Below are 26,598 nucleotides of genomic sequence, written 5' to 3'. Positions count from 1 at the left end.
TTGTATTCTTTAGCTAGATTACCGGACGTCTATGACAACTCACGACACAAAGGTGGACCATTTCCATGTCTCACGTCTGGGAAAAAGCAAATGATGTTCAGCAGTTTTCTGGTCGGCACATCGGCCCTTCTGATTCCGATGTCCAAGCTATGCTGCAAGAGCTAGGTTATGCCAGTCTTGACGAATTAACCCGCACCGCTTTGCCCAAAGCCATTCAGGACACGGCGCTTTTGGATCTGCCGGCTGCCCTTCAGGAACATGAAGCGCTCGCGGAATTGAAGCGCATCATGGGCCAAAATAAATTGAATCGTTCCTATATCGGACTTGGATATTACGACACGGTCACACCTTCGGTTGTGCTGCGTAACATCATCGAAAATCCAGCCTGGTACACACAGTATACGCCGTATCAGGCCGAGATCGCGCAAGGTCGCATGGAAGCGCTCATCAACTTCCAGACCATGGTTTCTGATCTGACTGGCCTGCCGTTCTCGAATGCGTCGCTGCTGGACGAAGGCACCGCTGCTGCCGAAGCGATGGCCATGAGTCGGGATCTGGCCGGGGAAGGCCTGGGTGATGTGTATTACATTGCGTCGAACTGTTTGCCGCAAACGATTGAAGTCGTAAGGACCCGGGCCCTGGCCTTGGGCCTGAAAGTTTCCATCGTGGATCCCTATAAAGTGAATTTCGGCAGTGATGCCTTTGGAATTTTGCTCCAGTACCCCGCGGCTGATGGTGTCGTGGATGATTATCGCAAGCTGATCACGCAGGCCAAAGACAAGGGTCTGATGGTCACACTGGCAACTGATCTTTTGGCGCTTTGTGTTTTGACCTCACCTGGTGAACTCGGTGCCGATATCGCTGTTGGTAACTCGCAGCGCTTTGGTGTGCCGCTGGGATATGGCGGTCCTCACGCCGGTTTCTTTGCGACCAAGGATGAATTCAAACGCCGGATGCCCGGTCGTATCATTGGTGTTTCCAAGGATGCGAACGGTCAGAACGGATATCGACTCTCGCTGCAAACGCGTGAGCAGCATATCCGCCGCGATAAGGCGACGAGTAACATCTGTACGGCTCAGGTGCTGCTCGCGATCATGGCTTCGATGTATGCCGTGTATCATGGTCCCAAGGGTCTGAAGCGCATTGCCGAGCGGACGCATGCGCTGACGCAACTCCTCGGCACGGGCTTGAAAAAGCTGGGTTACAGCCTGAAATCGGACAATTATTTCGATACGCTCGCTGTGAAGCTGGATAAAGCGCAAGCGGATAAAGTGGTTCAGGCCGGGCTGGCGAAGAATGTGAACTTCGGCCGTTTGGACGATAATATTCTGATCGCTCTGGATGAGAAAGCTGATGCGGCTCAGGTGACTGAGCTTCTGTCGATCTTTGCGGAAGGCAAAGCTGTGCCTGTGCTGAAGGATCTGGCGGCTTCGGCTGGTCAGGCGATTCCTGCTGCTCTGGTACGGACTTCGGCTTATCTGCAGCATCCTGTTTTCAATACGTATCAATCCGAATCGGAGATGATGCGTTATATTCGTAAACTTGAATCCCGCGACCTTTCGCTGACCCGTTCCATGATTCCACTGGGATCATGTACGATGAAGCTCAATGCCGCTTCGGAACTTCTGCCCATCACCTGGCCGGAAGTGAATAGCTTGCATCCTTTTGTGCCTTTGGATCAGGCCAAGGGTTATAAGCAGCTGTTCGAACAGCTCGAGAATTATCTGGCGGTCTGTACGGGTTTTGATGCGATTTCACTGCAGCCCAACTCGGGTGCGCAGGGAGAATATGCGGGTCTGCTCGTGATCAATGCGTTTCACCAGTCGCAGGGTCAGGGTCATCGCAAGGTGTGTTTGATTCCCAGCTCGGCGCACGGCACCAACCCTGCTTCTGCTGTCATGGCGGGTATGCAGGTTGTGGTGGTGAAGTGTGACAACGATGGGAACATTGATCTTGGTGATCTCAAAACCAAGGCCGTGGAACATAAAAATGATCTGGCTGCCTTGATGATTACCTATCCTTCGACACACGGCGTGTTCGAGGAAGAGATTGTGCAGATCTGTAAGGTCATTCATGAGAATGGTGGCCAGGTTTATATGGATGGCGCGAACCTGAATGCTCAGATCGGTCTCTGCCGACCTGGGAAATACGGTCCCGATGTGTGCCACTTGAATTTGCACAAGACCTTCTGTATCCCGCATGGGGGTGGGGGACCAGGTGTTGGCCCTATCGGTGTGAAGAAGCATCTGGCGCCGTTCCTGCCGAATCACCCTGTGGTGAAAATGGGCGGTGATAAAGGTGTGGGTCCGATCGCGGCTGCGCCTTGGGGCAGTGCGAGTATTCTGCCGATTTCGTGGATGTATATTCGCATGATGGGACCTGATGGGCTGAAGAAGGCCACCCAGGTGGCTATTTTGAATGCGAACTATATTGCGAAGAAGCTGGATAGTTCGTTCCCTGTGGTTTACCGGGCCAAGAATGGTCTGGTGGCGCATGAGTGTATTGTCGATTTGAAGGAAGTGAAGAAGACGGCCGACGTCAGCGTTGATGATATTGCCAAGCGTTTGATTGACTATGGTTATCATGCGCCGACCGTGTCCTGGCCTGTACCGAATACCATGATGATCGAGCCGACGGAATCGGAAGCGAAATCGGAACTGGATAAGTTCTGTGACACGATGATCAGCATTCGGAACGAGATTCGGGAAGTGGAGCAGGGCAAGGTGCCCAAGGATAATAACGTGCTGAAGAATGCACCGCATACGGCGGCTGTGATTACAGGTGGCTGGGATCGGCCTTATAGCCGTGAGCAGGCTGCGTTTCCTAAAGGTTGGGTGAAAGACAACAAGTTCTGGCCATTCGTTGGGCGGGTTGATAACGCCTATGGTGACCGGAATTTGGTGTGTACGTGTCCGGATATTTCTTCGTATAGCTGATTGATTTTGCCCTTCCCTTCGGGGAAGGGTTTTCTTTTTCTCCTACGGCCGATTTAAGGCGCCGTTTTCCAAACCAGCACCTGGTAGTTCACATTGGATCGCTGCCCGTGATATTCATGCTGGCAAAGCCCGTTTGAAATTTTCACATAACCAGGCGTCCATTCACCCGCAGGATCGTTGGGTTGGTCTGTTGGACTGGGAGGAGGGCCCGCTTCTGACCCACGGCAGACATAAAGCGCTTCTCCAAGGTCATCCCTACCACCGACGAAAGCGTTTTTTGGGAACGGCATCCCAGCGCTGAACGAGCTCCATTCGACCTCATCGGCCCATGGCCTGGTGCCGGAAAGCAGAGCGTCACTGCTGAGTAAAACGGTACTGCCGTCGTCACCCAGGCTCGCGATGGTGCTGTTATCTTTGGTTGAATAACAAATGGTTTTTTCGGGGTTCAGATAATGCGGCTTCATTTTTCCTGGATAAACGCCACCGGCGCTATGAACGCGGCAGATCGAGAGAATATCCATCCCCATACGCTGCGTTCCACCCGGGATTGCATGGGCTGGTAAAGGATTACCATTCAGGGACCAAAACGCGACACTTTGAACGGCCGTCACGGCCTGATCCTTGATCGTCTCATTTTGTCCATCCCGCTTCTGAACTGAAAGGGACACTCGGGTTCCACGCACCGCCTGATCGCGTTGTATAAGGCTGGCAGCTTTGATTTGAATTTCCCAGTGCCATAGGGAATCGGCCGGCATTTCGCGCGACGTGCTGGTTATGCCAGTCAGATCAGGGATGGTTGATTTCCACTCATGACTCTGAAAACTTGCGACCAGATCAACTTTATTTTGGGTTTTGTCATCCCGCAACGCGCATAGCACAGCAGCTTCAGGGACCACAGGATCGGCATTGTTCTGGACGTCACAGACGAGATAAGAACCCGAGATATTGTTGGGCGGGCTCACTTTCTCTGTGTCCGTGGACTGCGTTTCCTCTCCATCCAATGGCGCGCTGTCCGATTCCAGGCGGGTGGTGCCGCTCGAAATCTTACTGATGGAAACTTTTGAGCATGCCGCTGTCAGCATGATTACAATCACATAGGCAGTCCGCTGCGAAGCAGGTCTGGGCATCGTGCTCTCCAGTTGGTCGGGGGCTTATCTATAGAATCGGTTGATGCCTCGTTTGAATCCAGTGCGGACTGATTGAACTGCAATTCATGCGACTTGGGATGGACTTTTTCAACGGTTCTTTCTCATCCCTCAGCGCCCCCGCATCCCGATTTTTCGAAAGCGCTCCAGGATTTTTCTTCGTTTGTGATCATCCGTGTACTTGATGCTTCCGATCCGGCTGACACGCACGGGTTTGAATCCACAAAACCGCAGGATCATTTTCCTGGTTACTGTCACCGGGGAATCCCAATAGGCGAGGATGTTATAAAGGACGGGACCATCTGAAGTTACAATCAGATGCGCGCTGCGTCCTGATAAAAGGCGGTCCCAGAATGGATCATTCTTGTGATATTTAAAGGCCCAGCCGGGTAGAAAACAGCGGTCGAAGAATCCTTTCAAAAGAGCCGGCATCTGGCCCCACCAGATGGGATAAATGACAACAAGGTGCTCACACCAGCTGATCCATTCCTGGGCTTTGACAAGGTCGGGTTCGAGTGGCTGAATCTGCCGGTAGCCGTGGGCCAGGTTGGGGTCGAACGTCATATCCCGAAGAGAGAGAAGGCGGCATTCGTGCCCGGCTTCCTTGGCACCTTCATGATACGAACGACCAAGACTTGCACAGAGGCTTTCTTCATCTGGATGTCCCTGCAGAATCAAAATTCGCATCATCACCTCAAGCTCATAGTTTCATAGTCATGCTAAACCGAAACGGTAGCATTCGATACAAACCTTTGCAGCCCTGCTTTTTGTTCCAAGGCATGCTGGACTTTTTCCGGGGCAAGGGTCTTTGGCGTCAAACACTTTGTTAACTCGGGCGGACTTGGACGTTTTTCCGGCTAACGAGAAATTTTGCTCCATGAAGCGAATACGCTTATCCAATGCCACTTTCAACTCAGATTCGTATTTTTCAAGACCAAACAAGACAAGATGCTCAGTGAATATCCTTATGATATCGCTTTTGACGGAAAAGAGTTTTTGAAATGCCGCTTCGGCTTCTTCCCTCGCGCCGAACGTATGAAATTCTGCAAGAACGTCGGAAGGAGTAATATCTTTGACCTTGCCGTTGATGCGAAGCGCGCTCTCCCGGGCTTTATGACGAGTCATCTGAAGACTGTTCAAAGGCAGGATGTCATAGGCTGGAGAGAGATTGACTTTATAAGGTTTACCTTTCTGGTAAAGATAAACGATGGAATGATTCTTTAAATGTTCATCGTGATTTCCTATGGCTAAACTGAAGACAATACGCCGAGCAAACTGATCGATGACGGTCGTATAAGGAACAATTAATTTCCGGGTAAATGACTTTAGAACATCCGCAATATCCCGAATACTGGCATCAAACTTATTGAGTCCAGCCTCATCCTGGCTTTTATTAAGAGCCTGACTCATGTCCTCAACGTGAACCAACAAGTCAGGCAGCCTATCAAACCTCCTTGTCGCATAACCCAACGAGCCATCCTCAAAGGGAATGATAGCGCTACTGGCAGTGACGATTCCCATCGTTTTTGCAGCAAGAAGGGAGAGATGCTCGAAAATAGGCAGGCCCCTGGGTGGCGTTTTATGTCTTCGATCCACTATAACGTCAGGCTTCAATATCAGTTCAGTGATGCCGCTGGGGCCGGAAACCACAAATTGAGCCTTGGGTTGGAAACCCGGCAAAGGAGCGCCTGAGGAAAGGGAGGTAAAAGCATCCCGGGAAAAGGTTTGCAGCGAAGTGGCTGCGATGATTTCCTGAACCGTCCCAAAAACAGCCTGTCGGCACTTCTTGTGATAGATAATTCCGTCGCCATGAGTTGCCTCGAGACAAACAAGACATCGGCCTGCTTCCAATACCCTGGACATCCCGCTGAAGGCGAAGGAAAGGAGCTTTTCGTTGACTTCCGCTTGATCGTGCTCGTCCATACCGGCCACATAATCAGCGACCAATTGCTCGGGACTTTTTGCCACAAAATTTTCCAAAGGCTTTGCACCTACTTTTCTCATAGGCTTCGAGGGGAACTTATCGCCAGTCTCTTTAATCGAAACCCCTCCTATAGCGTCCTTTAAATAATGCGCAACAGCCTCTTCTTTGGATTCCAGGAAGACACCAAAATTCTCGCCCAATTCTGCGAGCCAACCCTCCGGCAAAATACCGTCAAAGAAGGGAAAGATTCCTTGGTTTTCAAGTGTTGCGATCGTCTTGGGTATGGCCGCAGAGAAAGGTGGCCTGGACGGATCCATTTGATATTCCGGCAGGTACTGAAGGACCCAAATGCCTGAATCATAGACCCACATTCTACCGGCTGACTCACCGAACATGGATATCTCAAATTGCTTTATTATCTTTGTCATGACTTATTCGCTTATTTTTTTTATGCGCGAGATAACAGCTATTTCGAGGTCCAGAAACTGCAACACCTTTTGAATCAAAGCAAGCGAAACGGTTTCATCTCCTTGCTCCATGCGCCGCAGAGTATCAAAGCCAATACCAACTTTCCGTGCCAAGTCCTTTTGGGTGTAACCTCGGATCACACGCTCTTTCTTAATGGCCGAAGCTATCGGACTCCTGGCTTCGGTGAGGCGCGGTCGCTTTTGATGTGTTAAATCGGCATTCTTGCCTAGCATAAAGTCAATTATTTCAGTAGTTTCTGGGTCATTTCCCTTCTTTCCCATGCTGCTCTCGCTTTCTCCTGGTCCGCTTTAATTTAGTCTATCGGATGTTATAGAGAGAAGCTTTAGCCTAATACCTGTTATAGGATGTTTTAGATTAAAACAGCCTAAATAACATCCTATAGGATGTCTTAGAAGATAAAGGTGGAGGTTGAGGCGATCGAGAGGGGAGGCTGAGCCTTACATCCCAACATCAATATCCCGATGATTCACACTGATCGCAATCTGCGGAATATTAAGATGGGTCAAATCCAAAGCCAAACGCTCAGCAAGCGCGACGCTGCGGTGTTTGCCGCCGGTGCAGCCGATGCCGATACGAAAGTAGTGTTTGCCTTCCTTATAGTATTCCGGAAGCAGAAAGTGATGAAGGTCGATAATTTTATCGAGGAAGACCTTGGCATTCGGATCTTCAAAAACATAGTTGGCCACGGCGGATTCAAGGCCCGTGCGGTCTTTGAGCAGAGGATCGAAGAAGGGATTTCGGAGAAACCGCACGTCGAACACAGTATCGGCTGGTTTCAAAAGACCATTCTTAAAACCAAAGCTGGTGATATTCACATGCAGCTGACGACCGACCAGCTTACCGGAATAACGCTCCTCTATTTTACGAGCCAGGAAATGCACACTCCAACTCGTGGTATCAAACGAAACATCGGCTGCCTGCTCGATATCCTGAAGCGCATGATGTTCCCGCTTGATGGCGGCAATGAGCTGACCGCCGGTATCCAGCATCGGGTGCTTGCGGCGCGTGGTGCTGTATCGTTCTGCCAATTGATTAGGAGCGCAGGTCAGAAAAAGAACATCGAGTTTGATACGGGCTTTGAGACGAGCCTGCAGAGCAAGGAAACCTGCAAGAAAATCCTTATCGCGGGCGTCCCAGCCGAAAGCATAACGCCTGGGCGTCCACTTGCTTTGCAGCAGATGATCGACTGCGGTTTCAACCATGGCAAAGGGGAGATTGTCAATGCAGTAGAAGGAGAGATCTTCCAGGGCCTTGATCGCTGTGGATTTACCAGCCCCGGAGAGGCCGGTGACAATCACCAGAAGCGGTGGATCGTGGATATCGGCCATCTGCGTCGTCATAATTCAGCCTAACTAAAAGTACTTTTTCCGCTTGCTACTTGGCAAAATTCCCAACTGTTCCCGGTACTTGGCAACTGTGCGGCGCGCCAACTGGATGCCGCGTTCGTCCAGAATTTCCACGATCCTTTGATCCGCGAGCGGATGACGAGCATCTTCCTTACCAATGATATCAGAAATAATCTTTTTCACGGAAGCACTTGCCAGACTATCACCACTGGACATGGAAACTGAACTGTTGAAGAAATATTTTAATTCGAAAATACCCTGAGGGGTATGCACATATTTATTGCTGGTCACACGACTGATCGTGGATTCATGCATTCCGATATCATCAGCAATATCACGCAGGACCATCGGCTTGAGATGCTCGACACCACGTTCGAAAAAGTCTTTTTGCCGTTCAACCAGTTTTTCCGTGACGCGCAAAATGGTCTTCTGTCTTTGCTGAATGGACTTGATCAGCCACTGCGCGGATTTTAATTTATCCTGTATATAATCCTTGCTGGTGCCGCCCATTTTGCCTGCCATCTTTTCATACATCTTCGAGACTTTAAGGTGCGGCAAACCCTCGTCATTGAGAGTCACAATCCATTCACCGGCCACCTTGAAAACATAAACGTCAGGCACGACATACTGGGCATCCAGGCCACCGAACTGCCGACCAGGAATGGGTTCGAGCTCAGCGATGATCTGAACGTTTTCAATCACCTGTTCCAGCGTAATCTTCATCGCCTTGGCAATCGCCTGGAAATTACGGGTTTCCAGTTCCACCAGATGCGACTCGATGATTTTTTCCACGATGCCGTTTTTAAGGCGGCCAGCCCGGAGCTGAAGATTCAGACATTCCTTGAGATCGCGCGCTCCTACACCATTGGGGTCGAGATGCTGCACAACGTCCAGCATGTCTTCGATCAGTTCCAAGTCGATGCCGTCTTTTTCAGAGATTTCCTGGATGGTGGCCTGCAGATAACCCCGGTCATCGATATTACCGATCACAAGGCCGGCTGCGGATTTTTCCTCGGGATCCAGAGCCATCTCACCGATCTGAGCTAGCAGATAATCCTGCAGGGTTCCGGCACGGGATAGATTTTCATGACTGGGGAATTCATCGTCGCCGTCCCGCTTCGAGGAGCTGGTCGGAGCGTTGTTGAAGTCCTGCATGCGGTTGAACGTTTCCCAGTCCATATCAGCCGGCTGGGCGTCACCGTGCAAATTATCCACGATGTTGGCAGCTTCAGCCATGCGTTCATTGACGACCTGATCTTCCGTGCGTTCGCGCTCCCGTTCAACGGAGATGCGCTCCTCCATGGATTCAGTGATGCCCTCTTCGAGCACTGGATTCTCTGCCAGCTGCTGGGTAACGAACTCTTCCAACTCCAAGCGCGATAGCTGGAGTAACTTGATGGCCTGCTGAAGCTGAGGCGTCATCAGGAGCTGTTGACTGAGTTTGAGCGACTGTTTTAAATCCAATGCCATACCTTCTTCACTGAATCATGTGACTGTGGCCCAGAGCCGTCACATTCGGAAATTCTCCCCAAGATATACACTACGGACCTTGGGGTCAGCAGCAATCGCCTGAGGATTGCCGTGGGCAATTATTTGCCCACTGGTAAGAATGTAGGCCCGATCGCAGCTTCCTAGCGTTTCGCGAACGTTATGGTCTGTGATCAAAACCCCTAATCCATCCTCGTCCCTTAGCTTTTCGATTATTTTTTGAATTTCTTGAACAGTAACTGGGTCAATACCTGCAAAGGGTTCATCCAAAAGCAGGAATTTTGGCTTAATAATCAAGGCCCTGGCGATTTCTACACGACGACGCTCACCGCCAGAAAGTGCCGCCCCGAGCGACTTGGCAATGTGGGTGATCTGAAACTTGTTCAGCAATTGCTCAATTGATTCCTTACGTTCGTGCGAAGGAATACCCACGACTTCCATAATAGCCCGAAGATTTTCTTCAACCGTCAATTTCCGGAAAATCGACATGTTTTGCGGGAGATAGCTGATTCCACGCTTGGCCCTAAGGTGCATGGGCTGGTCGGTAATGTCCTCGCCGTTGAGCAGGATCTGACCTTCGTTCGGAAAGAGAAGCCCCACGACCATATAAAAACTGGTGGTCTTGCCGGCACCGTTGGGACCCAGGAGTCCGACAACTTCGCCCTGCGCAACTGTGAAACTCACGGATTTAACGACTTCACGGGATTTAAAGAATTTTCTTATGTCTCGTGCTTCCAGAATTTGCTTTTCGCTCATTTGCCCGCTTTCTCCGGTTGCACGACTCCCTGCGCGCGATCGACCTTGATCATCCCTGTGATGATTTCATAAACGATACGATCGCCTTTGATCAGATGGCCGTCTTTCCATAGGCGGGCGTTACCGTCCAGAGTCACCTTCTGAGCATCGTTGTCGAAAATCGCCTTGTCACTTTTCGCTGTAATCCGTTCCGCCGGATCCTTGGCCAAACGGGAAAGGTTGACTTTGCCATTCACCTCGACTGTTTGCACGGAATTATTATTTTCCTTTTTGCCATCCTGCGAAAAAAGCACCCGCGCCTCGTCAGACTGGAGTCTGATGTCGTCCTGAGTTATCACCACGTTTTTCTGTAGGTGAACCACTGAGCCATTGCGGGAGTAAGTGGAGGTGCCCTCACTCTGCAGGTGAATAGGGGCATCGCGGCGGGCCTTGCCCACGTATTTTTTGTCCTTGGATTTTTCCGGAGCCTTGCCTGTGGGCTTCGGTTCCGGGCTCTCCGCTCGTGGCGCTTCCTCGGGTTCGGGAATCACGTCGGGAACCACGTCGGGAGTGGGCGTCGGGGTGGGTTTGACCGTTGGTTTCGGCAGCGGCTTCTTCTGATCTTTTTTAGGTTCAAGCTGATTGATATCGTCGATAATATCGGCACGCAAAAGCAGCGGCTTGCTCATAAAAAGCAGGCCGAACAGGCAAAGACTCCACACACTTTTACTGTAGCTTTTCCGTACCACGCATCGTTCCTTCCAACGGTCCGAAAACTTTAAGATCACCCGACTTGTTATTGAACTCGAAACCTTTATCACCCTTCATCTCCACTTGAGGACCCTGAATGCGAACAGGCAAATCCGAAGTCAAACGACCTTCTTCGTTCATATACTTCGCATAGTCAGTGTAGAGGATGATGTCGTCATAGCCAAACCGCACCTGGTTTTGAATTTCAGTCTTGACGATGCGGCTGTTTTTCACCAAATCCACCACGCCTTTGGCGGCGAAATGAACTGTAGCAGACTCCGAGGCAAAAAATTCCTTCTTTTTCGCCTTGTGATTAAAGCCCTGAATCGATCCAAAGAGCTCCAGGCTATCGGGATCGACAAAATTGGCAAAACGGCCACTGATGGTCGAAACCGTTTTATGCTGCTCGTATTTGTAAACGGTAAAATCCTCGAGACTGATGCGCGAAGCTTTATCCTTGGTCACCATTTTCTCAGGCTTGGACTGCTTGTCTCTTTGCATAAAGACAAAGATCGCGGCGGCCAATGTGGCAACAAAGAGCGCCACTATGATGTTTTTTCCCATAAGACTCCCGGCAAAGCCCAGCTGGGGCTTTGGGGTAGTTTAGCACAAGGTGATCCAAGCTCCAAAACACGACGATTAGACGATTTTGGCTGCCAGCAGGTCGTGCATGCGAATCAGGCCGAGCACTTTGTGCTGATCGTCCATGACAAAGAGGGAGGTGATGCGGAAGTCTTCCATGACGCGGACTGCGTCAAGGGCAAGGCGTTCAGGACTAATAGTCTTGGGTTTTTTGGTCATCAGCGACCGGGCGTCCATGCTGAACACCTTTTCCCGCGCGGTTTGCAGGGCGCGACGCAAATCGCCGTCGGTGATGGCTCCAATCAATCCATGCAGGGGATCGAAGACACCGGCGATGCCGTAATTTTGGGCAGTAATGACCGATATGACCTTATCGAACGAGTCATCCACGGCCAAAGGCGCAAGGTCGGTGCGCATGTGGTCCTGCACCAGCGAGAGCTGGCGTCCCAGGCTGCCATCGGGATGAAAACGGGCAAAATCCTTTTCCTCAAACCCACGGGCATGCATCAGGGCAATCGCCAGCGCATCCCCCAGCGCCATCGCCACCGTGGTGGAACTGGTCGGCGCCAGATTCAAAGGGCAGGCTTCGCGCTCCACCGACCCGTCCAGCACCACATCGGCGATTTTGCCCAGTGACGATTGGGGTTTCCCGGTCAAAGCGATGACGGGAATACGGCGCCTTTGAGCAAATTTGGCCACTTCCAGGGTTTCCCGCGTTTCCCCGCCAAAGGCAATGACCAGCAGGACATCAGCGGGTTGCAGCATGCCAAGATCGCCATGCAAAGCTTCGGAGGGATGCAGAAAAAAAGCGGCCGTTCCGGTGGAAGCCAGGGTGGCAGCTATTTTTCGACCCACATGACCCGACTTGCCCAGGCCTGAGACCACGACTTTGCCATGCGAACTGCGCATGAACTCGACCGCCTTGGCAAAGTTTTGATCCAGCCGATCGGCGGCCGCAAGCAAAGCCTGGCTTTCATCTTTCAACGCCTCGCGACCATGCTGAATCAAGGCCTGAGGGTTCATTGGCTACGCTCACGATTATGCAGGGCAGCGGTCACGAAATCCTTGAACAGCGGATGTGGGTGCATGGGTTTCGATTTCAATTCCGGATGGAACTGACACGCCACGTACCAGGGATGATTTTCCAGCTCGATCATTTCCACGAGGCGGCCATCCGGTGACAGACCGGAAAAACGCATGCCTCGGCCGGCGAACGCATCACGGAAGTCGTTGTTGAATTCATAACGATGGCGGTGCCGCTCGGAAATCGCAGCGGTCTCATACGCAGCCGCGGCCCGGCTTCCTGAAGCGAGCTGACAGGGATAGGCGCCGAGGCGCATGGTGCCGCCCATATCGGTGACCGATTTCTGATCTTCCATCAGGTGAATCACTTGATTCGCACTCTTGGGGTTGAATTCCTGACTGTCGGCGTCGGGCAATTTCAAAACATTGCGGGCGAATTCTATGGCGGCCAGCTGCATGCCGAGACAGATGCCAAGGAAAGGCACCTTATTTTCGCGCAAATATTCAATGGCGGCTATCTTGCCTTCAATACCACGGTTGCCAAACCCGCCGGGAATAATCACACCATCGAGGCCGCGCAGTTTTTCAGCCACATTGCCTGAATGCAGCGTCGCGGCATCGAAGTACGTGACTTCCACCTGACTGTGGTTGGAAATGCCGGCGTGAATCAAAGATTCGCTGATCGATTTATAGGAATCAATCACATCCACATACTTGCCGACGATTCCGACATTGACCGTGGCCCTGGGTTTATTCAAGGCCTCTTCGATGCGATGCCATTCCCCAAGATCGGGATTTCGGGTCCAGATGTTCAGGATATCCACGATGATTTGATCAAGGCCCTGGTTGTGCAAATAAAGGGGCACTTTATAAATGCTGTCCAGGTCACAGGAATCGATCACACGCTCTGGTTTGACGTTACAGAACAGACCGATTTTTTCCCGCAGATCCTGGGGAACAGGACGATCGGCACGGCACACCAGAATATGCGGCTGGATACCGATCTGCCGCAAGTCCTTGACCGAATGCTGCGTGGGCTTGGTTTTCAATTCATGCGCAGCACCGATATACGGCACCAGGGTCAGATGGATATAAAGAACGTTTTCTTCGCCGAGGTCATAGCGAATCTGGCGAATGGCCTCGAGGAAGGGGAGACTTTCGATATCACCCACGGTCCCACCAATCTCGACGATGCCCACGTCGGCACCTTCGGCTGAGGCGTAGATGTTCTCTTTGATGAGATCGGTGACGTGAGGAATGACCTGGACCGTGCCACCAAGGTAGTCACCACGTCGTTCCTTTGAAAGGACGCGGTCATAGACCTGACCGGTCGAAAAACTGTTGAGCCGCGTAAGGCTCGCGCTGGTGAAGCGCTCGTAATGGCCAATATCCAGGTCCGTTTCCGCACCGTCGTCGGTAACAAAGACCTCGCCATGCTGAAAGGGACTCATGGTCCCGGGATCAACGTTCAGATAAGGATCCACCTTGGTCATGCTCACGCGTAGACCGCGACTCTCCAAAAGAGCCCCTATGCTGGCGGCAACAATGCCTTTACCCAAGGAGGAAACCACACCTCCCGTCACGAAAATGTACTTCGTCCGATGACGTTTTCTCATCTTTTTTCTCGTAAATAGGAGTGTTTTCGGATTGTTACACCTTGAGATTCTGAATTGCTATATAGACGGGAGCTTATGCTACCTCCCCGGTCAGGGATGGTCAAGGTGCTTTCCTTTGGCGACAGGACTGGGGTTCAGGCCAGGGGGCTACTAAGGTCATTTCGATGTTGCTAAAATGAGAGTGTCGTCTCACATTTTTGCTTTCCATTGAGCGTGCCTGTGTTGAGAACCATCCTCACATTGCTGTTTTGTGCCAATCTATCAACGGCCTGCAAGATGCTGCCGCATTCGATCCGCAGCGAACTCAAAAGTCAGGAGGTCTATGGCCTCCTGGAAGAGGGGTCGCTGCGCTTCAGCCGCAGTCCATCGGGAACGAGTGGGGACCTGTCTTTTAATTTAAAAGGCACCCACAGCTGCCGGGTCGAGTACTGGGCTGATGATCCCAATGGCAAGCCGCCGGTGGGTTCGCCATTGACCATGACCTGCCCAAGCGATGGCAAAACCACAGCCATCAAACTGACTGCTGATGAGCTGGTGGCCGGCATTCCTTTGACCTTCCGCATTACGGTCTGGCCGAAAGCCTTGAATGCCTTGAGCGGGTTCCCGCTGGAATTCCGTGAAGCTCAGGATCTTGGCAAAGTGCAGGCCGGATTTCTAGTCGTAGCCCGTTATGTAGCGCCTCGACAGAGCAATGAGATCTATAGCTTTCAGTTGCCCAAGGTCATGAGCATGGCGGAAGTGAAAACCAAAATGAGCGCCAACTATGATCAGACTGAAGCGACCGAGTGCACGGAAGCGCCCCCACCCAGCGATCCCCCGTTTCCGCGGATTGCCTCGACCGAGGATGCCCAGAAGCGCCCCCTCCATGGACTCAGTGAAGTGTCCACCGATGGATTCGGCCGGGCGACGGCGACCGCGCATCCTTTTTTCGCTACACGGCTGGTGCAGTTCTATGAAGGCATCGAACGTCAGCAGAACTGGATCTGGAATTTTAAGTGGGAAGGCGCGGGAGCCAATTTTGAAACCTTTCCCCCGGGTTATATTGCCAACCTGAGCACGATCGATGCGGACAATCGCACGGTCATCCTGCGAAACCGGGCCCTGGGGAATGTGATTCCCGTGGTCGATGCCGGCGCGAAATCGTTCCGCCTGACGCCGAGCATTCTTTACCCAACCGAAATCAGCCGCTACGAACTTGTTGTCAAGACTGCAGATGCGAGTCGAATCCTGCTACGCTGCCAGTATACGATTGATCAGGACACCCTGACGATTCCGGATTCCTACTATCAAAAGCTGATAGCTGGCGAATATCTGGCCACGCTGGTGTTTGAAACGAATCAGATCCATTTCAAGGATGGGGCTGCCTATCCTCCCTGGTTGATTACGGCTCAGGATTGGATTCACTTCAAAATCAACAAGAAGATGTGAGGTCAACTGTGATCAGGTCGATTCGATGGATCATCTTCCTTTTGTCTGTGGCCGCCACTCCGGGCTATGCAGCCAAAGTCATTAAGATTGATGCTGAAAAAAAGGTCATTACGATTGATGAAGGAACGGATACCCAGTTCCTGAAGAAATCCAAAGTCTGTTTCTATGACGCCAGCAATGTGAAAATGGGTTGCAGCTTCATTCGAACCGCGAAGCCAAAAATCTCGTTTATAAAAATTAAAGGCGACAAGCTGTTCGCCAAAATTCAAATGGGCATGATGGCCAAAGTGGAAGCCGGACCCCCGGCCCCTGGGACACCCGGCATTACCGCCGAAACGCCAGCCGCCGCGACATCACCAACGGATAAACCGAAGAGCTATGTCACCGGACTTTTGCTCCTGCCATTGGTGGGACCCATCAGCTATCAGAACCTGATCTATGAAACTCCGGTTGGTCGCCAGGTGGATAGCATGTGGTCGTCGGATTCCGCTGTGAAAAACCTGGGCTTTGGTCTGGAGCTGGGTCTTGGCATCAGTTCGTTCCAGCTGACGGCCGGTCTGCGTTCACGCGTCTTTTTACCGAAGAAGATTTCCTCGGACTACAATGATGTGAACAGTGACAATACCTTTGAGCAGTATATGGATACCACGGCCACAGGTACCGGCTTTGGTGCATGGCTCGATTTCTATTGGTTGATCGTGGATTTTGGTGTGGTGGATTTCCGCCTGGGCAGTGGTCTGGAGTTTGACAGCTCGACCGTGAGTTTTGAAGCGGTGCAGCTGTCCGATGACGATGATTCCAAAAACACGCTCTATGCGGCCAAGTCGAACTTGACGGCATTCTCGTTACGACTGCTGCCGACGCTCGACTTTATCTTTGGACCGATCGATTTTACACTGGGTGCGGTGATTTATATCCCACTGGCGCAATCGTCGAAATTTGATCTGGGCACTTCCGAAGATCCTTTTGTAGCCACTTCGCTGAATCCCGACATCACGCCGGAGCAGGATCTCAAAGATTCACTCAAGCATGAAGCCAAGGCGGGTGCGGACCTACTCTTGAGTGCTGGATTTGTGTTCTGATTTGCTGAGGGGACAGACGCGCGGTGGACTGCCAGGAGCACGGCGGCCGGAGCGAAAAAACCGGCCAACGTGAAAGGCTTCGCCAAATTCACTTAAGGGCTCGCCCTGCAATTCCTTGAGCAACTGTTCGGCGCATAGGTCGGCCAGTTGCAAACCATTCTTATAAAAACCTGTTAAAACCGAGAGCTTTTTCTCGACCGTTGCGTCCGGCCAAAGACCAAGGGCGGGCATGCGATCGGTAAAACGCAGTCGTGTGCCCCACCTGGATTGAATCGTTTGGGGATCCGGTGGCGAAAAACCAAAGGCGGCTGCACCTTGCTGCACAAGGTTCCTGGCATCCTCGATGATATTGGGTTCCTGATCAGCATCCGGTTTCCATGAGCTGGATCCCAAAATTTTTCGATCGGGTAGCACCGCAAGGCTGATCGTGCCTTTGACTAAAATGCGTGGTGGCTGCTCCTGTTCATGCTGCCAGACCAGACTTTGGCCAGCCACCTGGAAGGTCTTCGGCACTTGAAGGCCAAGGGTTTGGACAAGTCTGATGCTATCGGATCCGGCGGCGACCACAGTGTGGTCAAAGCGGGTGAGGTATGGCTGAAGGTCATGGATGGCTTCTTCAGAAAATTGAGCACCGCGTCTTTCACAGGCTTTCTCCAGAGCATTCATCGTTGCGTCGACATCAAACCAGGCGTCATCAGGGTAGTGAAGAAACCCGGTCGGCGTCTTGAAATCGGCAAGCCACTTCTCTGGTGGAAGATTCCTGGGGCGATAGCAGCCCCAAAAGTTGCCACGATAAACCCGTTGTACGGTTTTTTGAAAATCCTCTTCGTTCCAGTACGGTTCATCCACACCCATCCAGGTTCGCGGAATGCTGAGGCCACTGGCCTTTTCCACAGCACTGAGCCAGGCTTCCAGCTTTTTAAGTGTTTGCAGTTTAGCGCGAAATAAAGGGGATTCGGCGAAGATGAGCCCTTTATTGCAAACGATGCCCTGAGCACAGCGACTGGCATTGGCGGGACCACGTGCCGCTCCAAAAAGAGTTGGGCGGTAGCCGGACTCGACCATGCGAAAGGCGAGGGTCAAGCCGGCGAGACCACGTCCAATGATGGCAATTGTTGGATCAGCCAAGGCACGCGTCCAAAAGTTGAAAGACCCGCCGACGAATATCGGTGATACGTGGCGACACGCGACCGCTGATCACCCGATTGGTCAGAAAGATCCCATATTTTTTGCTGGACCATTCCAGCCAGAAAGCTGTTCCGGTAAAACCCAGGTGGCCCATGCCGTTGCCGTTGGCAAAAGGGGCGGAGCTCAGGCCATTGCCACGCCGAAAACCCAGGAGTCCTTCCCGGCCGGTATCACGTCGTGCCTTTTCATTGGCTTCAAGATAGGAAAGTCCGAGCGGATCACGCATGAGATTTTTTAAATACTGGCTCACGGCTTCGCCGCTTCCAAAAAGGCCGGCGTGACCTGATATACCACCCAAAACCGCGCAGTTTTCATCATGGACTTCACCGCGCAGGAGACGCTCGCGAACTTTGCACAAGGCAGTTGGGATATAGGATTCTGCAGGGATTTGTAAATCGGGAGCGTAACCAAAGGGTTCACTGACACTCGAGGCCAGCCAAGGTTTAAGGCTGCTTTTTGCCTTTTTTTCCAGCAAATAACCAAGCAGGATATAACCCACGTCCGAGTAAAGATCTTTTTTTTCGCCGCCTAACGGAATACGGTTTAAGACCTCTTCCATACGGATCAAAGCATCACGACGGGTGGGGTGACTTTCACGTCCCAGATGCTGAATCCAGAAATTCCACCAGGCCGGCAAACCCGAAACATGGCCCAAAACCTCTTCGGTGATGAGCTGAAGGAAGGCTTGAGGCAGTTTGATATCCGTAGGTGCCCAGGCGGACAGAGGTGCCTTAACGTCGAGATTTTCGGCCTTTAATACCTGATGCACCAAAGGCCCTGTCACCAGAGCTTTGGTCAGACTCGCCAGATCAAAGACCCGGCCGCTTTCACTGGTGAAGTGCCTCAGGGTGGGGTTGGCTTGATCGAGATAACCAGCTTCCACAAAAGCGGCTGTGAAATAACCCTGCTGCTGTTCCTCGCGCAGCAGGTTTTTCAGTTCCAGCTCAGGACTTACCATGAAGGGCTTCCTTCAGACACTCGTTCAGGAGGTTGGGGTTGAAGCGGCCCGCCGAGATTTTCATGACCTGGCCCACGAGAAAGCCGTAGACCTTCTGTTTACCGGAAAGATACTGAGCCACCTGCTCGGGATGGGCGGCAATCACCTGATCCACGACAGCTTTGATGGCAGCACTGTCATTGATCTGGACCAAGCCCTTAGCGGCAATGATGCCATCCGGATCGGCGCCGGTGGCTGCCATTTCCTCAAAAACGGTCTTGGCGATCTTTCCGGAAATCGTGCCTTCGCCCAGGAGTTTCAGAAGCTTTGCAAAGTGTTCGCTGGAGACAAAGGGTTTTTCAAATTGCCACTGGCGGGCATTGAATTCGCGGAGGTATTCACTGAGCATCCAGTTGGCCACGATCTTGGGTGCCACGGAACCAGCGACCTTTTTCACGACGTCTTCGAAGAAGGCAGCCAGTTCTTTTTCTTCGGTAAGTTGCCGGGCATCCGCCTCGGGAATGCTGAAGGCTTCCTGAAATCTTTGAACCTTCTGCTCCGGCAGTTCACGGGTATTGGCGCGAACGCTTTGAATGCGGGCCTCACTGATATGAAGAACGCCCAGGTCAGGGTCCGGAAAATAACGATAATCCGGCGAGTCCTCTTTACTCCGCATGACGATCGTCCGACCGACAGCCGCATCAAACTGCAGCGTCACCTGCTTGACCTTATCCCCACTTTCCAGGACATCAGCCTGTCGCAGGATTTCATAAGTGATGGCCTTTTCCACGTTGCGGAAGGAGTTCAGGTTTTTTATTTCCGTACGGGTGCCCAAGGTTTTGGAACCAACAGGGCGCAATGAAACGTTGGCATCGCAGCGGAAAGATCCTTCCTCAAGGTTGCCATCACTGATATCCAGATAGCGGGCAATGGCCCTGAGTTTTTTCAGATATTCGGCGGCCTCGGCGGGACCACTCAGGTCAGGAGCTGAAACGATCTCCAGCAGCGGAATGCCGGCCCGATTCAGGTCCACATAGGAGGCGTTGTCACCGTGAATATTCTTACCGGCATCCTCTTCCATATGAATGCGCTCAATCCGAATCCGGCGGCCGTTGTCGAGCAGCAAGGTTCCGTGTTGACAGTAGGGAAGATCATACTGGGTGAGCTGATAGCCCTTGGGCAAATCCGGATAAAAATACTGTTTGCGGGCGAAAACACTGCGCTCGCGAATGGTGGCGCCCACCGCCAAAGCCATGCGGATGGCATATTCCACAGCTTCGTGATTGAGGACAGGCAGAACGCCAGGCAAACCCAAACAAACGGGACAGGTATTTTGATTGGCCAGCGCACCGAAGGTGGTTTTGCAGCCGCAGAAGAGTTTACTCTCGGTTTTCAGCTGGCAGTGGACCTCAAGGCCAATGACCGGCTCGAAACGAGCGAGGATACTATTAAATCCGTGGTCGGAACTTTTGAGTTCCGTTGATTTGCTGCTCATAGACCTGGGCGCTCCTAAGCAAAGTCTCTTCCCCAAAAGCCGGAGCCATCAATTGCATACCGATCGGCAAACCTTTACGGCAAAGGCCGATCGGCTGGGAAAGTGCCGGTATTCCGGCGAGATTGGCTGCAAGTGTATAGATGTCGCTGAGGTACATGGCCAGCGAATCATGTGTTTTCTGACCCAATTCAAAGGCTGTGGTCGGGGCTGTGGGCGAAGCGATCAGATCGATGCCCTGTTCAAAAACACCCTGAATTTCCCGGCGCATCATCTCCCGAATCCGATTGGCCTTGGCATAATAGGCATCGTAATAACCGGATGAAAGCACATAAGTGCCCAGCATGATGCGCTGCTTCACTTCCCGCCCAAAACCTTCGGAGCGGGACTGGGTATAGAGTTCCCGTAAATTGAGGCCGGGCTTTTGACTGCGGGCCCCATAACGAATGCCATCAAAACGCGCGAGGTTGGAGGACGCCTCGGCGGTGGCAATTATATAATAAACCGGAATGCAGTGGGCGAGGTGAGGCAGGGAAACGGTTTCCACCGTGGCGCCACACTCGCGATAAACCTGCAAAGCCTGGTCGAAGTGCGTGCGCACATCCTCATCGAGGCCATCCCTCATGAATTCCTCGATGACCGCGATCCGCTTGCCTTTCAGAGACGACGATGGACCCAGCGAAGTGGGGGGAACCGGAATATTCGCGGAGGTGGAATCCGAGGGATCGTGACCCGCGATGACTCCATAAAGCAGGGCCGTATCCTGAACGGTCGTGGCGAACGTTCCGATTTGATCCAGGGACGAACCATAGGCCACCAAACCGTAACGGCTGACACGACCATAGGTCGGTTTTAAACCCACGACGCCGCAAAAACTTGCGGGCTGGCGCACCGAACCACCGGTATCGGAACCCAGGGCCAAGGGGGCGAGACGGGCTGAGACAGCAGCGGCGGAACCACCGGACGAACCACCGGCCACATGACGGCGATTCCAGGGATTGACGGTGGGGCCATAGCTGCTGTTTTCACAGGATGAACCCATCGCGAATTCATCCATATTGGTTCGACCAAAAATCAGCGCCCCTGCTGCCTTAAGCTTTTGCACCACGGTGGCATCATAAGCCGCACGGTGATTGCGCAGAAGCTGCGAGCCGCAACTCACATTCTGACCATCGACCATGATGTTGTCTTTGATAGCGATGGGCACACCGGCCAGGGGGAGAGGCTTTTGCGCATAACGGGCGGCTTCAATATAGGCGAGCTGCTTATCGACCTCATTCAGCACCGCGTCCTTGTCCCATTCAATATGGGTGTTGAGTTCGCGATGCAAATTTTCCACGCGCTGAGCATAAGTCCTGGCCACATCATGAGCCTTCAGGTTGCCGGCATAGACCTCCTGGGCCAGTTCAGAGGCAGAGAGAGCTAAGGGGTCCTGTGCGCGCATAAGGCGGCCTCTTCTTCCGTGTATTTACTCAATGATTCGAGGAACCTGGAAGGCCGTCCCAACAACTTTGGGCGCGGTCCTCAACACTTTTTCCACGGCATTCGAAGGCTGAATAAGATCAGGACGCTCTGGAGTCACGGGACCCACAAGATCCGCCCGCCAATCGGCAGGCAGACTGTCGGTCACGCTGTCCAGCTGTTGGATGTAGTCCAGGACGCGATCGAGCTGCTTTTGGTAGTAGGCAATTTCATCTTCGCTCAACTTCAAATAGGCGAGCGAAGCTACCTTCTCCACCGTTTGCCGATCGATACGCGACACTAGATTTCCTCTCCTTCGAGCACCTGTATTTTTGCAAGACTCGTAACTTTTTCACCCTGCTCGACATTCATCAGACGCACACCCTGCGTCAGACGGCCGATCAGACCAACCTCGGCCACCGTAAAGCGCATCACCTTGCCGGCGGATGTCATCACCATCAGGTGATCATCATCAGCCACCTGCATGATACCCACCACAGGACCGTTTCGTTCAGTTACCTTGATGGTGTAAATGCCTTTACCGGCGCGGGTTTGAATGCGGTACTCTTCAATCGGGGTGCGCTTGCCGTAGCCGTTTTCACAGACGGACAGAATCGCATCCTTATTGTTGACCACTTCCAGACCAATCACCTCGTCATTGTCTTCCGAGAACTTGATGCCCGTCACACCACGCGCCGAGCGGCCCATGGGCCTGGCTTCCTTCTCGTCAAAGCGGATGGCCTTGCCGAGTTTGGTCGCGAGCAGGATATGGTCCTCACCCGAGGTGATTTTACAGTCGACCAGACGATCGCCTTCGTCCAATCCGAGACCGATGATACCAGTGGTCCGGAGGTTGGCGTAAGCCATGAGGTCGGTTTTTTTAATATATCCCCTGGCCGTGACGGAGATGATGTACTGACCTTCCTTAAATTCCTTAACCGGCAGCACCGAAACCACCTTTTCGGTAGGATTCAGCTTGATCAGGTTGGCAAAGTGATTGCCCCGACCCGCCAGAGGAACTTCAGGCAGACGATAAACTTTCAGCTCATACACTCGGCCCTGATCGGTAAAACACATGATGGACTGATGGTTCGAGGTGATAAAGAGATCCCTCACCACGTCGTCCGTCTTGGTTTTCATACCGGAACGGCCTTTGCCGCCGCGTTTTTGAGCGCGGATTTCCTCGAGTGGCGTACGCTTGATGTAACCGGCCAGCGTGATGGTGACGGCGACTTCTTCGTCGGCGACCAGGCTTTCCATCGTGAATTCATCCGCATCGCTGCTGACGATTTCCGTTTTGCGATGGTCACCGAACTGGTCACGCATCTCGATCAGCTCAGCCTTGATGATGGCAATGATACGAGCTGGTGTGGCCAGAATATCTTTCAAATCAGCAATAACCGCCATGACGTCGTTATATTCGGCCACGATCTTGTCGCGTTCCAGGCCTGTCAAACGCCCGAGGCGCATGTCGAGGATGGCTTTTGCCTGGATATCGGACAGACCAAAACGTTTGACAAGGCCGGCGTGAGCTTCGTCCGTATCAGGGGCTCCGCGAATCAGACGGACCACCTCATCGATCGACTCGACGGCGATTTTCAAACCTTCCAAAATGTGCGCACGCTCTTCCGCCCGGCGCAATTCGTAGGCAGTGCGGCGGATGATGACTTCCTTGCGATGCAGGAAGAACTGCTCCAGCACATCTTTCAGGTTCACAATCCGTGGTGTGCCGTTGACCAGGGCCACCATGTTCACACCGAAACTCGACTGCAGCGGTGTGAGTTTGAAGAGGTTATTCAGGATGATTTCGCCCATCTCACCCTTGCGGAGCTCAACGACAACGCGAATTTCATCCTGGGCAGATTCATCACGCAGGTCGGTGATGCCTTCGATTTTCTTTTCGTTGACCAGCTCGGCGATCTTTTCGATGAGCCTGGCCTTGTTCACCTGATAAGGCAGTTCTGTGATGATGATGCGCTGCTTACCCGCTGAAGCCATATCCTCAATGTGCGCTCGGGCGCGCATACTGATGGCGCCACGACCGGTGAGATAGGCTTGCTGGATACCCGCACGACCATAGATCAGACCCGCTGTGGGGAAGTCAGGGCCACTGACGAATTCCATCAGCTCAAGGATCGTGATGTCAGGGTTATCGATCAACGCTTCGAGGGCGTTGAGGATTTCCGTGATGTTATGCGGCGGAATGTTGGTCGCCATACCAACCGCGATACCACTGGCGCCATTGACCAGAAGGCTCGGGAATTTGGCAGGCAAAACAAGGGGTTCTTCTTCCTTGTTATCATAGTTCGGACCGAAATCGACCGTATCCTTCTCGATGTCATTCAGCAGAAGTTCGGTTAATTTTTGCAGACGAACTTCGGTGTAACGCATGGCAGCCGCGGAGTCGCCGTCAACAGACCCGAAATTACCCTGGCCATCCACCAAGGGATAGCGCATGGAAAATTCCTGGGCCATACGAACCAGGGCGTCGTAGACCGCAGTGTCACCATGGGGGTGGAAGCGACCGATGACGTCCCCGACGATACGAGCTGATTTCAGATAGGGCCGGTTCTGAAAGTTTTTCAGCTGCTGCATCGCATAAAGGATACGACGGTGAACGGGTTTCAAACCGTCCCGAATATCCGGTAGGGCGCGTGAAACGATGACGCTCATCGAATAGTCCAGGAATGAAGACTTCAATTCATCTTCAATGTGGACTGCCTGTATGTTCTTATGATCCATGCATCACCTAAAAATATGTTAAGTATCCAGGTTCTTGACATTGAGGGCGTTGGTCTGGATGAAGTCCCGTCTTGGTTCGACATCGTCACCCATCAGTGTCGAGAACAGAAGATCGGCTTCGATGGCATCATCGACTTCGACCTTCAGGAGGGTACGTTTGTCAGCATCCATCGTGGTTTCCTGCAGCTGATCCGCGTTCATCTCGCCCAGACCTTTGTATCGCTGGACGTAGGCGCCCTTGCGGCCTTCCTGAACGATAAAATCACGAAGTTCCTCAAAAGTTACCAGATGGCCACTGCCCGAGTTATTCGGTGGTGGGGCTCCATCCGAGCCTTCCTCGAGTTCAGCTTTTTCCTTTTCCTTCTTACCGCCTGTGCGTTCGAAGGTGAAAGGCGCTTCCGCAATCTCTTCGATTTGCTTTTTGATGCGGCGCAATTCGATGATTTCACCACCGCTAAAGATGCTCGCATCGATGAAGGAAACCCGGGGCACGTCGCGGACGCGGGTTTCGAGCTTCAGCTTGTAACGGCTGTATTCCTGATCGAAGACCACCTGGCCCTCGGCCTGAATACGGCTGGCCGGAGCATCCTTGGTCAGATGCTTGATAATCCCTTCCAGGGTTTCCTGAGCTTTTTCTTCACTGGCCATGGAACTTGCATCAATTTCAGGATGCGTGACCATGTATTCGATCAGTTCCTTGATCCGACGCTTGCTGGCCATTTCCATGAGGTCGCTGTAACGACTGAAACGCGACAACAGGCCTTTGACCATGGCCTTATCCAAACTGCGGCCGCCCTTGTCACGAATCTCCAGGTTATTCATGCCGGTTTCACTGAGGAAGTCCAGCAGTTCGCGACCATCCTTGAGATAACGTTCAACCTTGCCCTTTTTATATTTATAAAGAGGCGGTTGCGCGATGTAGAGATAACCGCGTTCGATGACCTCGGGCATTTGCCGGAAAAAGAACGTTAGAATCAAAGTACGAATGTGAGCGCCGTCGACATCAGCGTCGGTCATGATGACGATTTTGTGATAGCGAATCTTGCTGACATCAAAATCTTCTTTGCCGATCCCTGTGCCAATCGCCTTGATCAGGAGCTTGATCTCCTGAGACGACAGCATCTTATCATAACGGGCTTTTTCCACGTTCAGGATCTTACCGCGCAGGGGCAGAACCGCCTGCACGCGACGATCCCGAGCCTGTTTCGCGGAACCGCCGGCGGAATCACCCTCGACCAGGAAGAGTTCGCACTCAGCTGGATCACGGGATTGGCAGTCCGCCATCTTCCCTGGAAGACCGGCAAAATCAAGAACCCCCTTGCGGCGGGTCAGTTCACGAGCTTTCTTCGCAGCCAGACGCGCGCGGGCCGCATCGATGATTTTTTGCACCACGCGTTTGACGATCGCGGGGTTTTCGTTGAAGTAATCGCTCAGCTTTTCCGCAACAACAGTTTCCACCCACTGCCGCACTTCGGTGTTACCGAGTTTGGTTTTGGTCTGACCCTGGAATTCCGGATTCTTCACGCGAACCGAGCAAATGCCCACGAGGCCTTCCCGGATATCCTCGCCGGTGATGCCTTCCTTGAAGGTTTTCAGCATTCCCGAGGTTTCGGCAAAGGTATTGACCACGCGGGTCAAAGCGGCTTTCAAACCGGTCAGGTGAGTTCCACCTTCCACGGTGCTGATGTTATTCACAAACGAGAAAAGGCTCTCGTTGTAAGCATCGGTCCACTGCAGCACGACTTCCACTTGGCCTTGAAGCTGGCTGGCGTCGTTGAATTGCTGACCGAAGATATAAAGGGGCTTATCGTGCAAAGGGTTTTTGCCTTTGCCGAGAAATTCACAGTAGGACACGAGGCCGCCTTCGAATACGAAGTCGCCAACCTGGTCCGAGCGTTCGTCACTCAGCTTGATCCGTAGGCCGCGGTTGAGGAAGGCGAGTTCCTTCAGACGACGGCTCAGGGTTTCGAAAACGAAAGAGGTATCGGCAAAAATCTCAGGATCCGGCTTGAAACGGGTATAGGTGCCGTGTTCATCGGTGGTGCCGATGACTTCCAGTGGGCTATTGGGTTTGCCGCGCTGATAGCCTTGTTTATGCACCTTGGAATCGCGACGAACTTCCACATAGCACCATTCGGAAAGCGCGTTCACGACCGAAGCGCCCACACCGTGCAAACCGCCAGAGAACGCAAAGGCCTTATCGTCAAACTTGCCGCCAGCGTGAAGAACAGTCA

Annotated in this window: 21 protein-coding genes and 1 pseudogene; 3 read left to right on the top strand and 19 right to left on the bottom strand. The window is 52.5% G+C overall.

The genetic code is table 11. The features are described from left to right. The first annotated feature begins 65 nt into the window (after positions 1-65). Positions 66-2,936, top strand: a complete 2,871-nt coding sequence (gene gcvP / locus VE954_RS14675) for an aminomethyl-transferring glycine dehydrogenase (protein ID WP_324954000.1) — start codon at positions 66-68, stop codon at positions 2,934-2,936. Between the two features lie 53 nt (positions 2,937-2,989). Here the strand turns inward: gcvP and VE954_RS14670 are convergent, their stop codons facing one another. The 12 genes and pseudogenes from VE954_RS14670 to VE954_RS14620 all read right to left on the bottom strand — a co-directional run bounded on the left by VE954_RS14670 (position 2,990) and on the right by VE954_RS14620 (position 14,034). Further along, positions 2,990-4,063 carry a hypothetical protein gene (locus VE954_RS14670; protein WP_324953998.1) on the bottom strand — a complete coding sequence of 358 codons (1,074 nt, stop codon included), beginning with the start codon at positions 4,061-4,063 and terminating at the stop codon, positions 2,990-2,992. Positions 4,064-4,192: 129 nt separating this feature from the next. Continuing rightward, a complete protein-coding gene (locus VE954_RS14665) occupies positions 4,193-4,771 on the bottom strand; it encodes an NAD(P)H-dependent oxidoreductase (RefSeq protein WP_324953996.1) in 579 nt (192 codons plus the stop codon). A gap of 24 nt (positions 4,772-4,795) precedes the next feature. After that, positions 4,796-5,761 carry a HipA domain-containing protein gene (locus VE954_RS14660; RefSeq protein ID WP_324953994.1) on the bottom strand — a complete coding sequence of 322 codons (966 nt, stop codon included), beginning with the start codon at positions 5,759-5,761 and terminating at the stop codon, positions 4,796-4,798. Between the two features lie 369 nt (positions 5,762-6,130). Then, positions 6,131-6,400, bottom strand: a pseudogene (locus tag VE954_RS44260) (HipA N-terminal domain-containing protein); the annotation flags it as partial. Positions 6,401-6,436: 36 nt separating this feature from the next. Beyond that, on the bottom strand, positions 6,437-6,754 hold the full coding sequence (locus VE954_RS14655) for a helix-turn-helix transcriptional regulator (RefSeq protein WP_324953992.1): 318 nt from the start codon (positions 6,752-6,754) through the stop codon (positions 6,437-6,439). Positions 6,755-6,931: 177 nt separating this feature from the next. Beyond that, complete coding sequence (rapZ, locus tag VE954_RS14650) at positions 6,932-7,834, bottom strand: RNase adapter RapZ (RefSeq protein ID WP_324953990.1); 903 nt, start codon at positions 7,832-7,834, stop codon at positions 6,932-6,934. Positions 7,835-7,846: 12 nt separating this feature from the next. Next, positions 7,847-9,310 (bottom strand): RNA polymerase factor sigma-54, encoded by a 1,464-nt coding sequence (gene rpoN / locus VE954_RS14645; RefSeq protein WP_324953989.1) that lies wholly within the window; start codon positions 9,308-9,310, stop codon positions 7,847-7,849. Positions 9,311-9,349: 39 nt separating this feature from the next. Beyond that, a complete protein-coding gene (gene lptB, locus VE954_RS14640; RefSeq protein WP_324953987.1) occupies positions 9,350-10,084 on the bottom strand; it encodes an LPS export ABC transporter ATP-binding protein in 735 nt (244 codons plus the stop codon). Further along, entirely contained in the window at positions 10,081-10,812 is a 732-nt protein-coding gene (locus VE954_RS14635) for an LptA/OstA family protein (protein ID WP_324953985.1), read from the bottom strand. Before VE954_RS14635 ends, lptB begins: the two co-directional genes overlap by 4 nt. After that, positions 10,790-11,377: an LPS export ABC transporter periplasmic protein LptC gene (gene lptC, locus VE954_RS14630; protein WP_324953983.1), complete on the bottom strand. Its 588-nt coding sequence runs from the start codon at positions 11,375-11,377 to the stop codon at positions 10,790-10,792. Before lptC ends, VE954_RS14635 begins: the two co-directional genes overlap by 23 nt. A 75-nt stretch (positions 11,378-11,452) precedes the next feature. Beyond that, complete coding sequence (locus tag VE954_RS14625) at positions 11,453-12,418, bottom strand: KpsF/GutQ family sugar-phosphate isomerase (RefSeq protein ID WP_324953982.1); 966 nt, start codon at positions 12,416-12,418, stop codon at positions 11,453-11,455. Next, positions 12,415-14,034 carry a CTP synthase gene (locus VE954_RS14620; protein WP_324953980.1) on the bottom strand — a complete coding sequence of 540 codons (1,620 nt, stop codon included), beginning with the start codon at positions 14,032-14,034 and terminating at the stop codon, positions 12,415-12,417. The genes VE954_RS14625 and VE954_RS14620 overlap by 4 nt, the downstream gene beginning before the upstream one ends. Before the next feature lie 219 nt (positions 14,035-14,253). Here VE954_RS14620 and VE954_RS14615 point away from each other — a divergent pair, with 219 nt between their 5' ends. Further along, complete coding sequence (locus VE954_RS14615; protein WP_324953978.1) at positions 14,254-15,462, top strand: hypothetical protein; 1,209 nt, start codon at positions 14,254-14,256, stop codon at positions 15,460-15,462. 8 nt (positions 15,463-15,470) lie between these two features. After that, on the top strand, positions 15,471-16,544 hold the full coding sequence (locus VE954_RS14610; RefSeq protein ID WP_324953976.1) for a hypothetical protein: 1,074 nt from the start codon (positions 15,471-15,473) through the stop codon (positions 16,542-16,544). Here the strand turns inward: VE954_RS14610 and VE954_RS14605 are convergent. The 7 genes from VE954_RS14605 to VE954_RS14575 all read right to left on the bottom strand — a co-directional run. Then, the gene (locus tag VE954_RS14605) at positions 16,515-17,672 is read right to left on the bottom strand and encodes an FAD-dependent oxidoreductase (RefSeq protein ID WP_324953974.1); all 1,158 of its coding nucleotides are present in this window, start codon (positions 17,670-17,672) and stop codon (positions 16,515-16,517) included. The genes VE954_RS14610 and VE954_RS14605 overlap by 30 nt on opposite strands. Beyond that, a complete protein-coding gene (locus VE954_RS14600) occupies positions 17,665-18,690 on the bottom strand; it encodes a serine hydrolase domain-containing protein (protein ID WP_324953972.1) in 1,026 nt (341 codons plus the stop codon). Before VE954_RS14600 ends, VE954_RS14605 begins: the two co-directional genes overlap by 8 nt. Continuing rightward, the gene (gatB, locus tag VE954_RS14595; RefSeq protein ID WP_324953970.1) at positions 18,677-20,164 is read right to left on the bottom strand and encodes an Asp-tRNA(Asn)/Glu-tRNA(Gln) amidotransferase subunit GatB; all 1,488 of its coding nucleotides are present in this window, start codon (positions 20,162-20,164) and stop codon (positions 18,677-18,679) included. Before gatB ends, VE954_RS14600 begins: the two co-directional genes overlap by 14 nt. Continuing rightward, entirely contained in the window at positions 20,118-21,605 is a 1,488-nt protein-coding gene (gene gatA / locus VE954_RS14590) for an Asp-tRNA(Asn)/Glu-tRNA(Gln) amidotransferase subunit GatA (protein ID WP_324953968.1), read from the bottom strand. The genes gatB and gatA overlap by 47 nt, the downstream gene beginning before the upstream one ends. A 24-nt stretch (positions 21,606-21,629) precedes the next feature. Beyond that, complete coding sequence (locus tag VE954_RS14585) at positions 21,630-21,923, bottom strand: Asp-tRNA(Asn)/Glu-tRNA(Gln) amidotransferase subunit GatC (protein WP_324953966.1); 294 nt, start codon at positions 21,921-21,923, stop codon at positions 21,630-21,632. After that, on the bottom strand, positions 21,923-24,364 hold the full coding sequence (gene gyrA, locus VE954_RS14580; RefSeq protein ID WP_324953964.1) for a DNA gyrase subunit A: 2,442 nt from the start codon (positions 24,362-24,364) through the stop codon (positions 21,923-21,925). The genes VE954_RS14585 and gyrA overlap by 1 nt, the downstream gene beginning before the upstream one ends. Positions 24,365-24,382: 18 nt before the next feature. Then, positions 24,383-26,598, bottom strand: a 2,216-nt coding sequence (locus tag VE954_RS14575; protein WP_324953961.1) for a DNA gyrase subunit B, incomplete at its 5' end; no start/stop codon positions are given.

It is taken from the genome of Oligoflexus sp., from assembly GCF_035638955.1.
GTDB lineage: Bacteria > Bdellovibrionota_B > Oligoflexia > Oligoflexales > Oligoflexaceae > Oligoflexus.
The sequence above is the reverse complement of the archived record's forward strand: the minus strand, read 5'-3'. Positions and strand labels throughout refer to the sequence as shown.